Raw genomic sequence first — 14,842 nt, 5'->3', positions numbered from 1 at the left:
CCTGCCTGGCGACTCGGGTACCGCCGGAACAGAAGATCCGCACGACGAAAGGAAAACCATGCCCGACCCCGATCGACGTGCACACGACAACGACCTGACCGGCGACAACCTGTCTCAGCTCCTCGACGACATGGAAGAAAACGTCAAGAAGGAACGAGACGACGAGGGAGTCCCGGGGAATCCCACCGACCGCGAGAACACCGAGAAGGTCGAACCGGACGACCAGGCGCCGTCCTGAATCGACGTCCTCAGCCGGCGAGGAACGCTCGTACGCAAGGAGCAACCGCCTCGACATCGACCGCATGACCTGGTGCGTCGATCGTGCACCGAGCGGCATGCGGAAGCGCGCTGGCGACCTCCTCTGCCGCAGCCGCGAAGAACCCGACCGGTAACGCAGGCATGTAAGGGTCGGGGGTGGACCGGGTGAGCACCATCGTCTCCTGCCCGATGCCCGCTAGGCGGTCCGAAGGCGGGCGGCCATTGCCGAGGATTTCCGCGTCGTAGGCAAGCGTCGGCGCGAGTGACAACAGCTCCTGCCAGAACGGCGCGGCCCGCGCACTTCGGATGTCGTCGTCGCCTGCCCCTCCCAACCGCATGAATGCGGCGACAGCATCGTCGGATCGACCTCGTGCGAGAGCGCGGTCGAGTTCGGCGCGGTAGGCCCGCCACCGTTCCACGGCGGCGGGGGCCACACTGTAGGGCAGGTCGTAAACCACGAGTCGCGTCACCGGAAGCCCTGCTGCAGCCGCCTCGAGGACCAGGGCCCCACCGGTCGAAGCGCCGAACAGGTGCGCTGCACCCCCGGCCGCGTCCAGGATCGCCGACAGATCGTCGAGTTCGCGCGAGACCCGGTAGGGCTGAGCATCTCCGCTTGCCGCGCGCCCACGCCGTGCGTAGTTGAACACGGTGAAGTCGCTCGCCAATGCCGGTGTGAGCACCGCGTTCTCTGATCCGTCGTCGAGCGCGCCACCCACGAGAACCACAGGTGGGCCGGTGCCCTCGCGTGTGTACGCGATCTTTGTACCGTCGGCGGACGTCACACGGCTGCCCATGTCCACCAAGGCTAACGTGATCCGGGTCCTCTACCGATCGAGTGTGATCGGCGATTTCAACGCCAACTCGGCGAGTCCGTCGACACGATATCCGGGCCAGCCGTGCAACATCTGCTTCCACCGGTCCGGCACGGCCGTCGCACCCCACCTGGCACCGACCAAACCACCGGCGATCGCTGCGGTGGTATCGGTGTCGCCACCTGCCCTCACGGCAGCCTCGAGCGCGTTCACGAGATGATGCGGTCCGGATGCATCCGTGTGCGTAATAGCCCACCACGCGACCTGCAGCGCGTGCACCACCCAACCGTTCTTGTCGAATACGGCTGCGGTGTCTGCCTTCTCGGATTCATCGAGGAGCGCTCCCCAGTACTCGGCAACGTCAGCGGGCGCACCGTCGAGGTACAGGCGGGCGCCGTCGAAGTTTCCGTGCAGCACAGCATGGCGGATTGCGTACGACCACAACCGGCACGCCTCGATGGCCTGCGGATCGTCGTGGGTCAGGGCGCTGATCTCGGCGGCTGCTGCGACGCACGCGTCGGCGTCGTGCAGGTAGGCGATACCGACGGGTGCGGTACGCATGAGTGATCCGTTCCCGGCCTTCCGTCCCGGAATGCCGCGAGCGCGCTGCCGCATGGCGACCGCCGACGCAGGTCGGGCAGAGAGCACAGCGGCGGTCTGGTTGCCGATGTCTTTCGGGCGGGTGTCGTACCAGCGCACGAACTGCGCAGCTACCGCATCGAGGCCGTCTCCGTGTCCGATCGGCAGGCCCGAGGCGGAGATCTCGGCGATCGCGAGGGTCATCGACGTGTCGTCGGTCCACTCCCCCGGCGCGAACGGGCCCAGCCCTCCGCCGATCATGTCGATCGGCGCATCCGGTCGCGGATAGGTGAATTCGTATCCGGCACCGAGCGCATCGCCCGCGGCAGTGGCCACGAGCACTCCCGCGACACGATCCTTCTGCTGCGCGTCCAGTTCCACAGTCTCCCCTTTGCTCAATATTGCGCTAATGAAGTTAGCGCATCTTTGATTCAATGTCTACGTGAGTACGAATCCGGGGACACCGAGCAAGCCCCTCACCGACTATCCGCGCCCCTCGGTCGCAGTCGACGTGGCCGTGCTGACCGTCGTCGACGAAACCCTGAAGGTGCTGGTGGTCGACCATCCACGAGGACGCGCACTACCTGGGACATTCCTGCATCCCGGTGAGCGTCTCGCCGACGCCGCACATCGCGCGCTCCACGACAAGGCGAGACTCGGGAGCGTGGAGTTCCACCAGATGGCGATGCTCGACGACCCCGCGCGCGACGACCGCGGCTGGGTACTGTCGATGGCGCACAGCGCAGCCGTGCCGTTCGAGCGCTTCCCCACCGGAGCTCAGCTGGTACCTGTCGATGACGCGAGCGGACTCGCGTTCGACCACTCCGAGGTCGTCGGCCTCGCCGTCGACGATCTGCGTCGCCGGTATGCGACGGCGGTCGATCCGTCGGGATTGATCGGCGACGAGTTCACCATCCTCGAACTGCGCCGCCTCTACGAGGTGATCTACGGTCGCAGATTCCCGAAGGACACCTTTCGACGCCACCTGTCGCACGGTGTCGACGCAACCGGCGAATTCAGTCGCGAAGGCGCGGGGAGGCCTGCGGAGCTCTACCGGAGAACAGGTGAGCCACTGCCTCCGAGTGCGGCATCGTTCCTCGCGAACCGGTCCGTCTGATGGGTGCGCGCATCTACGTTGTCACACATCCTGAAGCGACTCATCACGTCGAGGGTCTCGTCGGCGGCTGGTACGACTCCGCGCTCACCCCGCGCGGCGTGATCCACGCGCACGCGATCGCGGCACGACTGCGGGATCTCATTCCCACCGGTGCGTGCCCGGCTCTGTACACGTCGGACCTCGTCCGAGCCACCGAAACCGCACACCCCATCGCCGAAACCTTCGGCGTCGAACCCGTCCTCCTTCCGGACCTGAGGGAGAAGTCCTACGGCGTTGCGGGTGGGCGCCCGCAGGAGTGGTTCGCCGCCCATTTCGTCCCGCCGCCTCTCGTCGGGGAACGCTTGGATCACGACGAAGGAATCGAGGGCGCGGAATCGAAACTCGAATGTGTCACTCGTGTCTACCGGGCCATGGATCGAATCACGTCCGACAACGCGGAACATCGCATCATCGTCACTCATGGCGGCTCGCTCAGTTGGGTCGTTGCCGCCTGGCAGCGACTTCCGATCAGCGCGTGCGCGCATGTGGCCTATCGTGCCGATTCCGGCAGCATCACGGTGCTCGAGCAGGACGATGTCTTCCACAACCGCACTCTGCATACTCTCGGGGATCTCGGCCACATACTCTGACGCCGGCCTGTGGAGGGATCGATAGCAGCCGCGACCGCTGCCAGGGCACACGGGTGCCCTGGTGACGGGAGCTGTCTTTGTGTTCTGTTGCCGAACTACGCGACCAGATCCGGTCTGTTCCCCGGTATCGGTGTGCGGAACAGATCCACACTCGCCGGCGGAATGAACTGCGGCCTGCGTTCTTCGGTGACCTCGACGTCCCAGCCGGTGTGATGCATCAACCGGTGATGATGCCCGCACAACAGCACCAGATTATCCAGATCGGTGCTACCACCATCGACCCAATGATCGATGTGATGGGCATCGGCCCATGCCGGGGGTGTGGTGCACCCCGGAAAGGCGCATCCGCCGTCGCGGACCGCGAGGGCGCGTCGCTGCGCCGCGGTCGCGGACCGATACGTCCGTCCGTGCGCGAGCGGTACCCCGTGATCGTCGAGCAGGATGCGGGTGACCTGACAGTCGCAGGCGAGCATCCGGGCGGTGTCGAGGGAGAGTGGTCCGGCCCAGGGTTCGGTGGCGTAGCCGTGTTCGGAGCTGCGGGTGAACAGTTCTGTCACCGCAGCAGTGGTGGTGAGGTCGTGGATCGACGCGGTGATCGACAGGTGGGTGTCACACCGCCTTCGACGGGAACGACTCCGGTGGTCTCGACCAGGTGCAGCAACTGTGCGAAGGCATCGGCGTGGCGTTTCGACGCGGGCCGGTCATCTGTGATGCCGTTCGTCTCGGGGCGGGGTGCTGCCAGGGGTGAGAGCAGGTGCCGCAGGCGTGCGCCGGTGACCGCGTCGAGGTCGGCTTTGATCACGATGCGTCCGCGGAGGGTGGTGGAGACGAACAGTGCGTTGCGGTCGGTGTCTTCGCCCGGTGGTGGGCCGTCGCCGGTGCCGAAGAGGTGTTCGAGTCGGTGGATCAGTGCCCGCACGGTGGCTTTGGTGGCGATGTTCTGGCTGGCGTGGTCGAGCAGGATGGTGCGGGCTTTGGTGAAGTCGCAGGGGTTCATGGTTGTGGGGTAGTGCTGGCAGAAGTAGGCGATCTGCCGGGCTTTCTCGGCGTCCAGCAAGCCTGCCGAGTAGGCGGCGCGGACTTCGGGTTCGAGTCGCAGGAGTTGCGCGAGTGACGTGATGCGCTGGCATTCGCCGATTTCGAGGTGTGTGGCTGCGGCGAGCCAGTGTGCGGGGCTGCAGTAGTCGTGTTCTTTCACTGTGTCGCGTTCGACCATCGCGATGATCAGGTCCACCCGCTGCACTTGCAGGGCATGGATGTCGGCGGAGATGGCGAGTGTCTCGGCCATCAGTTGTGTGTCGTTGAGTTTCCAGAGTTCCCCACCCATGCTCGAATTCTATAGAACAAATATTCGACTGACAAGACGAAGAGGAACACTTGTTCGATTCAAGATGAATTTTCCGTCGACAGGAAGTACGCACGAACGGCCCCTTCCGTCAGGATGTGCTCACAAGCGCTGTCGCGATCTCCGCCGCCACCTGTACGTTCCCCAAGTACACCGCAATGTTCGTATCGAGCGTGGCACCGCCTGTGCCGCGGTGCATGTGGTCGAGCAGAAACGGCGTCAGATCCTTGCCCTGAACACCTGCCGCCGCCGCCTCCCGCTCCGCCTCGGCGAGCACCCGGTCATGCAGGGCCGGGTCCACCTGCTTGTCGGCAGCGACCGGATTGGCGATGAGCACAGCCGACCGCAACCCGAGATCGTCGCGGGCCCGGGCTACAGCGGCAGCAGCGTCCGATGACTCCGCAGCCTCGATCGAACACCCGCTGTCGCGCACGTAGTAGCCCGGGAAGCGGGTGGTGCGGTACCCCAGCACGATCACGCCGAGCGTTTCGAGTCGTTCGAGTGTGGCAGGCACGTCCAGGATGGATTTCACCCCCGCACTGACGATCAAAATCGGAATCGACGACAGCGCGACGAGATCTGCGCTCTCGTCGAACGTCGTCGCCGCACCGCGGTGGACACCACCGAGACCCCCTGTCGCGAACACTGCTATCCCGGCACGGTGCGCGAGCCACGCGGTCGAGGCCACGGTCGTTCCACCGTGCAGCCTCTTCACCGCAGCCGTGGGCAGGTCGCGGATCCCGGTCTTCACGGTCCCCGCATCCACGGCCTCGATCAGTTCGATCTGGTCGCGGGAGAGACCAACGGTGGGGACACCTGCAACCACTCCGACGGTCGCCGGAGTCACGCCTGCGTCTCGCAATGATCGTTCGGCCTCGAACGCAACCTCGAGGTTCCGCGGCCGCGACAGACCGTGTGTGAAAATCGTCGATTCGAGCGCCACCACGGGCCTGCCCTCCGCGACGGCCGCGCGCACCTCGTCGGCAACGACGATCGTTTCGGTCATACACCGACGATATGCGTCATCACTTTGCTCGGCGTCCCAAACGCGCCAGTACCCGCTCCTGTCGATCGTCGGAACCGGCTTCCGCACCGGGCTTGCAGACACCGTCCATGTAGAGGGAGTCGCCGAAGCTGTTCGCCCCGGCCTCGATCCGGTCGAGTTCGGCATCGGTGAAAGACACCGGGATTCCGGCGCCCTGCGCAATGTCCCAACGATGAACGAGCAGATCCCAGATGTAGAACTGCTCGAACGTCGCACCCAATGTCGTGGGGCCGAAGTATCCCTCGTACGGGGCGGAGACAAGCTCGTCGTCGGTCAGCAGCGCCGCGACGCGAGCGGTGTGCTCACGCCATCCCGCCGCGGGATCGTCGAGTTCGGGACGCTCACCGACATCGAGACCGCGACCGGTGAGGAATTCCCGTTGAGTGTCGACGATGTGGGCGACCACGTCGCGCGTGGTCCAGCCGTCGCAGGGCGATAGCCGGTCCCACGAACCGGGCGCGACGGCGCCGATGAGTGCGGTGAGCGGCGCGTTCGCCTCGTCGTGTCGGAGTGCTGTTGTATTCATGGACGCTGTACTCATGACGTGACAATATTCCCGCGCAAAGGATGCGGTATTGATGAAACCCGACACGGGCGACGATCAGGATCGACAGCCGATCGAACGCGCCCACCTGAACGACCCGGCCGACACATCCAGCAGGGTCTTCCGGTATTCGGCCGCACCCGAGCTCACTGCGTTGATGCGTCGGTACTGGATTCCGGTGTGGTCGGTGCCCGGCGGTGAAGAGTCCGTCCAGCGGGTTCTGCAGTACCCCGTGTGCCTTGCAGTGATCGCACAGGACTATGCGCGCTTCTACGGCATCACGTCGGGACTGTCCCGTACCACGCTCAGAGGCAATGGGTGGGCGGTCGGGGTGATGTTCACCCCGGCAGCAGGCCAGTTACTGACACGCACACCGGTCGCGGCTTTCACCGACCGGTTCGTCGATCTGCACGACATCTTCGGCGACGACGGCGTCCGCCTGACCGACGAGGTTCGTAGCGCGATGGCGACTTCGCCCCGTGCTCCCGAATCGCATCGCGCCGCAATGGACCTGTTCGACGACATGCTCCGGCCATATTCGTCGATCGACGACGAGGGGCGTTTGATCAACCAGGTGGTCGCATACGTCGAGGACAATTCCGACGTTCTTCGCGTCGAGCAGGTCCGAAGCGAGTTCGGCCTGTCGGAGCGGGCGCTGCAGCGGCTGGTACACCGCAGGATCGGGCTGACACCGAAATGGTTGATCCAGCGTCGCCGTCTCCAGGAAGCGGCGGGACGATTGCGTGAGCAGGCTATCCCCCTGGCCGAAATGGCCGCGCTGCTCGGGTATGCAGATCAACCGCATTTCGTACGCGACTTCGCGAAGGTCGTCGGCATGACACCGGCGGTCTTCGCGCAGCAGTACGGGCTCTGACCCGGTCGTCAGGGGGTTTCCCCGGTCGATTCTGTTTCGGCGCTCTCATGCTCGCCGATCGCCTTCGCACTGACGTGATCCGGGTACCAGGAGGTGAACTTGATGGCGCATATCATCGCCCCGGTCTGCAGCACCCAGCCGGTCCAGATGTTGTTGCTGTCGTCGAGAACGGCGTCGCCGTACCAGCCGGCGGCCGCCGCAACCGCGAATGCTACGGCCCATGCTGCAGTGATGATGTAGTTGGTCCTGATGAACAGTGGGGAATCCCAGTACTCGCGTTCGACCATGTCGCGCGCGTACTGGAGGGTGAAAGGCACCCGGATCAGCATCGACCCCACCGCAATGATCACCAGGGTGATGTTCGCGATCTCACCGATCCATTTCTCGAGCCATACCTGACCGTCGGTACTCAGGAAGAAATGCAGGACGAACAGGCCGGCAAAGAAGAGCACGTCGACGGCGCCGAGAAGCTTGAGATTCTTTCCCCGGATCCGATCGGCCACGACGAAGAACACCGAGATGGCGAGCGCCACCGCAGACACCCAGCCGGTGCTGCCGGGCCCTTCGAAGATGGCGAGGAAGATCCAGGGGGCGAGGCCTGTCAGCGGACCGTCGAGCACTTTGTCGACGATCGATGAACCCGCACCTTCCCCCGCCGATGGAGCGCGATTGCTTGTGGTGTTGTCAGCCATGGCTGCCTCGATGTCACGACAATGGGGCCCCGACCCTCATCCGAGGGTAGACCTGTTACTGCGGCCGAATGTCACATTCGTTCACTTCGACTGCATGACGGCCACATTCGGCCCACGTATCCTGACGCCATGGCAGCCGATGCGTCCACGCTCGAAGCACTGTTCGGCGACACCGGAGTCGCCGCGCTCGTCACCCTCAAACGTTCAGGCAGACCTCAGATCTCGAACATTCTCTACCATTACGATCACCGAACACACACGTTCTCCATCTCGATCACCGACTCTCGCGCGAAAACGAGGAACATGCGCCGCGACTCGCGCGTGAGCCTGTTCAAGGACTCTGCCGATGGTTGGGCGTACGCCGTCGCCGAGGGCAACGCCGAGTTGTCCGATATCGCACGCACTCCCCACGACGAGGCGGCCGAACAACTCGTCGCGCTCTACCGCAAGGTTCAGGGCGAGCATCCCGATTGGGACGAGTTCCGCGCCGCGATGGTCGACGAACACCGATTGGTACTGCGGGTACGTGTCGATCGGTTCTACGGCGCCGCGGGTCGATGACACCCCGCCGTCGGGTCGCTGGGGATCGATAGGCTCGGTTGTCCACACCGAGTTCTGAGGAGAACAGTGAGCACCCTGCAAACCCTGGACCGCGGCCTTCGCGCCTTGGAGATCGTCTCTCAACGGCCGGGTGGAATCTCGATCGCTGAACTCGCTGCGGAACTCGATGTCGCGCGTGCCATCAGCTATCGAATCGTCGCGACACTCGAGGCACATTCGCTCGTCGCTCGAACCGAGGATGGACGGATCAGGCTGTCAGCGGGGACGGCGATACTCGGTTTGCGTTTCCACCCCCGCCTGCGCGAGGTCGCCCAGCCTCTGCTGCGCGAGCTGGCGCAACAGACGTCCGCCACCGCGTTCCTTTCCATGCTGGAGGGTGACGAGTGCGTGGTGATCGCGGTGGCCGAGCCCGATTCGGGCATCCTGCGTGTGGGCTACCGGCTGGGCACGAGGCATCCCGTATCGCGGGGAGCGGCGGGTATCGCGATCCTCGCGGGGCGGCCCGCCTCCGAGTCCGACACCGATCAGGTGCGCCAGGCACGCCGGGACGGATTCAGCATCACTGCCGGCGAGCTCGAGCACGGCGCCGTGGGGGTCGCAGCCGGTGTGGGTACGCCGTTGGACCACGACGGACTGGGATTCGAGTCGAGCGTCGGCGTCGTCGCGATCGAAGGTCTCGACACCGACATCGCCGCGGCCGCAGTTGTGAAGATTGCCGCCCGGATCACTGCCTTGCTCGACGTCTGACCGGAACACGACCGGCCATCGAGGGGACGCTCACCGGAGCGTCCCCTTTTTCGTCGTGCCCATGTCCACGTAAGCACCGACCCCGCCTTGACGACACGATGTGACGGCCCTTACTCTGCAAATGTTCGTTCATCGAACAGATATGTCCACTATTAGTAACGCAGAGTTCACCGCCTGGAGAAGCCCATGACCAGTCCGTCGAGCGGAACCGTCCTCGAAGCCAGACGAGCGTCGACCGACGGCCGATGCCCCATCGACCACAGCGCCGTCACATCTCCCGGCGGTTGCCCGGTCTCGCCCCGCGCGGCCGCATTCGATCCATTCACCGGCCCCTACCAGAGCGACCCTGCAGCGTCACTCCGCTGGTCACGGGACGAGGAACCCGTCTTCTACAGCCCAGAACTCGACTACTGGGTGGTCACACGCTACGAAGACGTGAAAGCCGTCTTCCGCGACAACGAACTGTTCTCACCCGCGATCGCACTCGAAAAAATCACTCCCACCTCAGACGAGGCCAATTCTGTTCTTGCACAGTACGACTACGCGATGTCCCGGACGCTGGTCAACGAAGACGAACCGGCGCACATGCCGCGACGACGCGCCTTGATGGAACCGTTCACCCCTGCCGCGCTCGCCCACCACGAACCGATGGTGCGCCGATTGGCTCGCGAATACGTCGACCGCTTCGTCGATGCCGGGCGCGTCGACCTCGTCGACGAGATGCTCTGGGAGGTCCCGCTCACCGTGGCACTGCACTTCCTCGGTGTTCCCGAAGAAGACATGGATACGCTGCGCGAGTACTCGATCGCCCATACCGTCAACACCTGGGGACGGCCGGCACCCGAACAACAGGTTGCCGTGGCCGAGGCCGTCGGGAAATTCTGGCAGTTCGCCGGCACCGTCCTCGACAAGATGCGAAAGGACCCGAGTGGGCACGGCTGGATGCCCTTCGGCCTCCGCGTACAACAGGAACAGCCGGATGTCGTCACCGACTCCTACCTGCACTCGATGATGATGGCCGGCATCGTCGCCGCACACGAGACCACCGCCAACGCCTCTGCCAACGCCTTGCGGCTGCTGCTCGAGCACCGCGACGTGTGGGAGGAGATCTGCGCCGATCCCAGCCTGATCCCCAACGCGGTCGAGGAGTGCCTTCGCCACTCCGGCTCCGTCGCCGCGTGGCGACGCCTCGTCACTGCGGACACCACGATCGGCGGCGTCGACATCCCCGAGGGTGCAAAACTACTGATCGTCAACTCTTCGGCCAACCACGACGAACGCCACTTCGACCAGGCAGACGACTTCGATATCCGTCGCGACAACGCCAGCGACCACCTCACCTTCGGCTACGGCAGCCACCAGTGCATGGGCAAGAACCTTGCGCGCATGGAGATCCAGATCTTTCTGGAGGAACTGACCCGTCGCCTACCCCACATGGAACTGGTTCCCGACCAAGAATTCACGTATCTGCCCAACACCTCGTTCCGCGGACCGGACCACGTTCTGGTCCAATGGGATCCGGCCCGCAACCCGGAACGCGCCGACCCGGAACTGCTGTCTCTCCGACAGCCGGTCAAGATCGGGGAACCCTCGAAGAACACCATCGCCCGCACGATGACCGTCTCGGAACTCGAACACCTCGCCGACGACATCCTGCTGGTGACGCTGCGCGACACCTCGGGGCGACCATTGCCCAAATGGTCGGCCGGGTCGCACATCGACATCGACTGCGGCGCGGTGTCGCGGCAGTACTCACTGTGCGGCGACCGTGACGACCGCACCGCTCTGCAGATCGCGGTGCTCCACGATTCCGACAGTCGCGGAGGATCCCGTTGGGTGCACACCCAACTTGCCATCGGGACCACACTGCGTATGCGGGGGCCGCGTAACCATTTCAAACTCGATCCTGATGCCCGGCGATACGTGTTCGTCGCCGGCGGCATCGGAATCACCCCCGTGATCGCGATGGCCGACGAGGTCAAGGCCTCCGGAGGTGACTACGAGATCCACTACGCTGGGCGCTCGCGCACCTCCATGGCGTTCCTCGACCGCCTCGCACGCGACCACGGCGACCGTGTCCGGATCTATCCGAGCCACGAGGGCACCCGGATGGATCTCGCCGAACTCTTTGCGACCGCAGAGGACGGCACACAGGTGTACTCGTGCGGACCCGAACGCCTCCTCACGGCGCTGGCCGACGCGACCGCACATTGGCCGGACGACACCCTGCATGTCGAGCACTTCTCCTCGACCCTCGAAGCACTCGACCCGTCGAAGGAGCATGCATTCGAGGTTGTGCTGAAGGACTCCGGAATCACCGTCCCGGTCGCCGCCGACCAGACGGTGCTCCACGCACTTCGGGCCGCGAACATCGACGCGCAGAGCGACTGCGAAGAAGGCATCTGCGGCGCGTGTGAGGTACCCGTCCTCGACGGAGATGTCGACCACCGCGACCTGGTTCTCACCAAGACCGAGCGCCTCGCCGGAAAAACCATGATGACCTGCTGCTCCCGCGCCTGCGGCAGCACGCTGACCCTCCAGCTCTGAGCTACCCTTCCGAAAGGCAACCGCATGACCACCGTCGAGAATGCGAACATGCCGTCCGTTCCACCGGACGCAAGCGCACCGACCACCGGCACCCCGTTCAAACGGGTCCTGGCCGGCAGCATGGCCGGTGCAGTACTCGAATGGTACGACTTCGCGATCTACGGCATCCTCGCCGCGACCGTTCTCGGACCCCTGTTCTTCCCCAGCGGTAACGCCGTCGCCTCCCTCCTGATGGCTCTCGCGACACAAGGTCTCGGATTCGTGGCCCGCCCGCTCGGCGGCATCGTCTTCGGTCACCTCGGCGACAAATTCGGGCGCAAACCTGTTCTCGTAGCGACCTTCCTGATGCTCGGGGCGGCAACAGCCGCGATCGGCCTGCTTCCGACCTACGGTCAGATCGGTATCTGGGCGACCGTTGCGCTCGTAGTCCTGCGCATGATCCAAGGATTCGCACTGGGCGGCGAGTTCGGCGCTGCAGTCATCCTCGTCAGCGAATACGGTGAGCCAAAGCGGCGAGGATTCTGGGCCGCTTGGCCCCAGGCCGGCGCGCCGGCCGGTACCGTCCTGGCGACCGTCACAGTGGGCATCCTCGCGGTGGCCTTCCCCGGCGGTGCGTTCGACACATGGGGCTGGCGGGTCGCGTTCCTGCTGGCCGTGCCCCTGCTCGTAATCGGATTCCTGATCCGTCGCGGTGTCGAGGAGTCCCCCGTCTACCAAGCGGCGCAGGAGAAGAGCCAGACCGGTGCCGACACTTCCCAGGAGCGCTCCAGCATCATCGAGGCGCTGCGCAAGCCCCGTCCCATCCTGCACGGGCTCGGGATGCGGCTCGGTGAGAACATCGCGTTCTACGTCTACACGATCTTCGTCATCGCCTACGCGACCACCTACTTCGATTACACGCGCGGCGCGATCGTCACCACCGTCGCGTTCGCGTCGGTCTGCCAATTCGTCGGGATGATCGGCGGCGGCCGGTGGTCGGACCGCGTCGGACGCAAGGTCGCTATGCTCGTCCCCGCTATTTCGCTGGTCGTCTGGGCACCGATCTTCTTCTCGCTCGTGCACACCGAGAGCATGCTGGCGTTGGGTGTGGGTGTGTGCGTCGGTGCGCTGCTCCACGGCATGTTGGCGGGTCCCGAAGCCGCGTGGATCACCGAGCTTTTCCCCACGAAATACCGCTTCGCAGGCTCATCGCTCGTGTTCCAGGGGTCGTCGATCATCGCCGGCGCCCCCGCGCCGTTCATCGCGGTGTGGCTTGTCGACCGCTTCAGTGCCACAGCCGTAATCATCTACCTCATGATCACGATGGGGATCACCGTCCTCGCGGTGGCCACCAGTCGCGAGACGAAAGGCGTGGACCTCGGGAAGCTCGACGAACTCTACTGAGAGTTGCCCATCTCCACCCGCACCCCCACCAGCCGCACCTGCCGTTCGTGATCGAACCGGTCGAGCAGCGATACTGCTGCCGCCGCGATCGCCGAAGGATCTACTGTCGATTCGGGCAGCGCGCGGCTGGTGGTGTGGGTGGTGAACGGCGCGTACCGCACCTTCACCTCGACCCGGATCCCCGGTCGCTGTTCTGCGGCGATGTCCTCGGCAACCCGCTCGCTCAATCGGCGTACATGCTCGGCAACCTCGTCCCAGTCCGTGAGGTTGTGTTGGAACGTCGTTTCCCGACTGTGTGATCGCGCAATCCACGGTTCGCCCGACACCTCTGCGCTGCCCACTCCCCTACCGAGCCCCACGAGCCACGGCCCGGTCTTCGGACCGAATCGCGACGCCATCTCGTCGACAGAAGCGGTTGCCAATTCGCGAACAGTGTGAATTCCTAAGGCATCCAACTTCTTCGCGGTCTTCGAACCGATCCCCCACAACGCGCTCGTGCCCAGATCTCCCATCACCGCGAACCAATTGACGCGGGTCAAGGTGAATTGGCCCCGAGGTTTACCGAATCCGGTGGCGATCTTCGCGCGCAGCTTGTTGTCGCCGATCCCCACCGAGCAGTGCAGGCCGGTCGCGTCGAGCACCGACCGTCGCACCACCGTCGCGAACGTTTCGGGATCGTCGCTCTCCACTCCGAGGAATGCTTCGTCCCACCCCAGGACCTCGACTGTGATGCCCAGCTCGCGCAGAGCATCCATCACCCGTTGCGACATTTCGTTGTAGGCATCTGCGTCGACAGGCAGGAACACCGCGTCGGGTATCTTGCGGACCGCGACACGCAGCGGCATTCCCGACCGCACCCCGAACCTGCGGGCCGCGTACGACGCGGTCGACACCACGCCACGTTCGGTGGGGTCGCCGCGACCCCCGACCACCACCGGTTTTCCGGCAAGGTCGGGGTGACGGAGAACTTCGACGGCGGCAAGGAACTCGTCGAGGTCGACGTGCAGCACCCAATGCACATCGCACACGCTACCGTCGGAGTCGGAGGCCCGAACCCGATATTGTCACCAGCGTGACCGACCGCGATCAACTCCGGAGTCTTGTGCACGCCGAACGGACGGTGCTTGCGGACGACCTTGCGGAACTTCATTCTGCCCAGTGGGCATGTCGGTCGCTGTGCGGACAGTGGACGGTCGAGCAGGTCGTCGCGCATCTCACCGCGGTCGCAAGTGTGGGACCTGTGCGGTGGTTCGGAAGTGTCCTCGGCGCCCGCTTCGATACAGACCTCCACAACGCACGACGACTCGCAGAGCACCTCGGCACCACACCCGATGACACGCTCGCGAACTTTCGACGCGTGCTCACCAGTACCACGGCTCCGCTCGGCCCGACCGCGGCATGGCTGGGTGAGGTGGTGGTGCATGCACAGGACATTCGTCGCCCGCTCGGCATCTCCCGCACACCGGCAATCGCGGTAACCACAGAAGTTGCACGCTTCTATGCGCGAAAAGACTTCGCGGTGAACAGCAGAACCGCGGCCGAGGGACTGCGTCTCACCGCTACAGACAGCGATTTCACCGCGGGTTCAGGGCTCGAAGTCAGCGGACCGACACTGTCGTTGACGATGGCACTCGCCGGTCGCAGCACCTACTGCGACGACCTCACCGGGCCCGGTGCCGACATACTCCGCGCGCGCTGTCCATAACAGA

17 protein-coding genes are annotated in these 14,842 nt (G+C 64.7%); 9 read left to right on the top strand and 8 right to left on the bottom strand.

The annotated features are described in order from the left end of the window. Window positions 1-58: 58 nt before the first annotated feature. Window positions 59-238 carry a hypothetical protein gene (locus ACTDXD_RS20170; RefSeq protein WP_440124036.1) on the top strand — a complete coding sequence of 60 codons (180 nt, stop codon included), beginning with the start codon at window positions 59-61 and terminating at the stop codon, window positions 236-238. Window positions 239-248: 10 nt separating this feature from the next. On the opposite strand, the gene ACTDXD_RS20165 is transcribed toward ACTDXD_RS20170, so the two are convergent. Together ACTDXD_RS20165 and ACTDXD_RS20160 are read right to left on the bottom strand one after the other, a co-directional pair. After that, the gene (locus ACTDXD_RS20165; protein WP_440124035.1) at window positions 249-1,052 is read right to left on the bottom strand and encodes an alpha/beta fold hydrolase; all 804 of its coding nucleotides are present in this window, start codon (window positions 1,050-1,052) and stop codon (window positions 249-251) included. A 30-nt stretch (window positions 1,053-1,082) separates the two neighbouring features. Beyond that, entirely contained in the window at window positions 1,083-2,030 is a 948-nt protein-coding gene (locus ACTDXD_RS20160; protein WP_440124034.1) for an ADP-ribosylglycohydrolase family protein, read from the bottom strand. Between the two features lie 61 nt (window positions 2,031-2,091). On the opposite strand from ACTDXD_RS20160, the gene ACTDXD_RS20155 reads away from it, so the two are divergent. Further along, complete coding sequence (locus ACTDXD_RS20155; RefSeq protein ID WP_440124033.1) at window positions 2,092-2,766, top strand: NUDIX hydrolase; 675 nt, start codon at window positions 2,092-2,094, stop codon at window positions 2,764-2,766. Beyond that, window positions 2,766-3,395 carry a histidine phosphatase family protein gene (locus ACTDXD_RS20150; RefSeq protein WP_440124032.1) on the top strand — a complete coding sequence of 210 codons (630 nt, stop codon included), beginning with the start codon at window positions 2,766-2,768 and terminating at the stop codon, window positions 3,393-3,395. Before ACTDXD_RS20155 ends, ACTDXD_RS20150 begins: the two co-directional genes overlap by 1 nt. Window positions 3,396-3,490: 95 nt before the next feature. Here ACTDXD_RS20150 and ACTDXD_RS20145 read toward each other — a convergent pair whose 3' ends face one another. The 4 genes from ACTDXD_RS20145 to ACTDXD_RS20130 all read right to left on the bottom strand — a co-directional run bounded on the left by ACTDXD_RS20145 (window position 3,491) and on the right by ACTDXD_RS20130 (window position 6,326). Further along, window positions 3,491-3,952 (bottom strand): HNH endonuclease, encoded by a 462-nt coding sequence (locus ACTDXD_RS20145; RefSeq protein WP_440124031.1) that lies wholly within the window; start codon window positions 3,950-3,952, stop codon window positions 3,491-3,493. Then, complete coding sequence (locus ACTDXD_RS20140) at window positions 3,949-4,722, bottom strand: DUF222 domain-containing protein (RefSeq protein WP_440124030.1); 774 nt, start codon at window positions 4,720-4,722, stop codon at window positions 3,949-3,951. Before ACTDXD_RS20140 ends, ACTDXD_RS20145 begins: the two co-directional genes overlap by 4 nt. Before the next feature lie 109 nt (window positions 4,723-4,831). Then, complete coding sequence (locus tag ACTDXD_RS20135) at window positions 4,832-5,746, bottom strand: pseudouridine-5'-phosphate glycosidase (RefSeq protein ID WP_440124029.1); 915 nt, start codon at window positions 5,744-5,746, stop codon at window positions 4,832-4,834. A gap of 19 nt (window positions 5,747-5,765) precedes the next feature. Then, complete coding sequence (locus ACTDXD_RS20130; RefSeq protein WP_440124028.1) at window positions 5,766-6,326, bottom strand: maleylpyruvate isomerase family mycothiol-dependent enzyme; 561 nt, start codon at window positions 6,324-6,326, stop codon at window positions 5,766-5,768. A gap of 37 nt (window positions 6,327-6,363) precedes the next feature. Between ACTDXD_RS20130 and ACTDXD_RS20125 the strand changes: the two genes are divergently transcribed. Next, window positions 6,364-7,203, top strand: coding sequence for a helix-turn-helix domain-containing protein (locus ACTDXD_RS20125; protein WP_440124027.1), 840 nt, complete (start codon window positions 6,364-6,366; stop codon window positions 7,201-7,203). A gap of 8 nt (window positions 7,204-7,211) precedes the next feature. Here the strand turns inward: ACTDXD_RS20125 and ACTDXD_RS20120 are convergent, their stop codons facing one another. Beyond that, entirely contained in the window at window positions 7,212-7,895 is a 684-nt protein-coding gene (locus ACTDXD_RS20120; protein ID WP_440124026.1) for a hypothetical protein, read from the bottom strand. A 129-nt stretch (window positions 7,896-8,024) separates the two neighbouring features. Between ACTDXD_RS20120 and ACTDXD_RS20115 the strand changes: the two genes are divergently transcribed. From ACTDXD_RS20115 to ACTDXD_RS20100, 4 genes are all read left to right on the top strand, one after another. Beyond that, window positions 8,025-8,456, top strand: coding sequence for a PPOX class F420-dependent oxidoreductase (locus ACTDXD_RS20115; protein ID WP_440124025.1), 432 nt, complete (start codon window positions 8,025-8,027; stop codon window positions 8,454-8,456). Between the two features lie 66 nt (window positions 8,457-8,522). Next, the gene (locus tag ACTDXD_RS20110; protein WP_440124024.1) at window positions 8,523-9,203 is read left to right on the top strand and encodes an IclR family transcriptional regulator; all 681 of its coding nucleotides are present in this window, start codon (window positions 8,523-8,525) and stop codon (window positions 9,201-9,203) included. A 186-nt stretch (window positions 9,204-9,389) separates the two neighbouring features. Continuing rightward, complete coding sequence (locus ACTDXD_RS20105; RefSeq protein ID WP_440124023.1) at window positions 9,390-11,750, top strand: cytochrome P450/oxidoreductase; 2,361 nt, start codon at window positions 9,390-9,392, stop codon at window positions 11,748-11,750. Between the two features lie 48 nt (window positions 11,751-11,798). Beyond that, on the top strand, window positions 11,799-13,133 hold the full coding sequence (locus ACTDXD_RS20100; protein WP_440127719.1) for an MFS transporter: 1,335 nt from the start codon (window positions 11,799-11,801) through the stop codon (window positions 13,131-13,133). Here the strand turns inward: ACTDXD_RS20100 and ACTDXD_RS20095 are convergent. Further along, the gene (locus ACTDXD_RS20095) at window positions 13,127-14,152 is read right to left on the bottom strand and encodes a DNA polymerase IV (protein WP_440124022.1); all 1,026 of its coding nucleotides are present in this window, start codon (window positions 14,150-14,152) and stop codon (window positions 13,127-13,129) included. The two genes, ACTDXD_RS20100 and ACTDXD_RS20095, sit on opposite strands and share 7 nt — an antisense overlap. A gap of 53 nt (window positions 14,153-14,205) precedes the next feature. On the opposite strand from ACTDXD_RS20095, the gene ACTDXD_RS20090 reads away from it, so the two are divergent. Then, window positions 14,206-14,838, top strand: a complete 633-nt coding sequence (locus tag ACTDXD_RS20090) for a maleylpyruvate isomerase family mycothiol-dependent enzyme (protein ID WP_440124021.1) — start codon at window positions 14,206-14,208, stop codon at window positions 14,836-14,838. The last annotated feature ends 4 nt before the right edge of the window (window positions 14,839-14,842 follow it).

It is taken from the genome of Rhodococcus sp. SJ-3 (assembly GCF_051918125.1).
Taxonomy (GTDB): domain Bacteria; phylum Actinomycetota; class Actinomycetes; order Mycobacteriales; family Mycobacteriaceae; genus Rhodococcus.
This window is presented reverse-complemented; position numbering and strand designations above follow the sequence as displayed.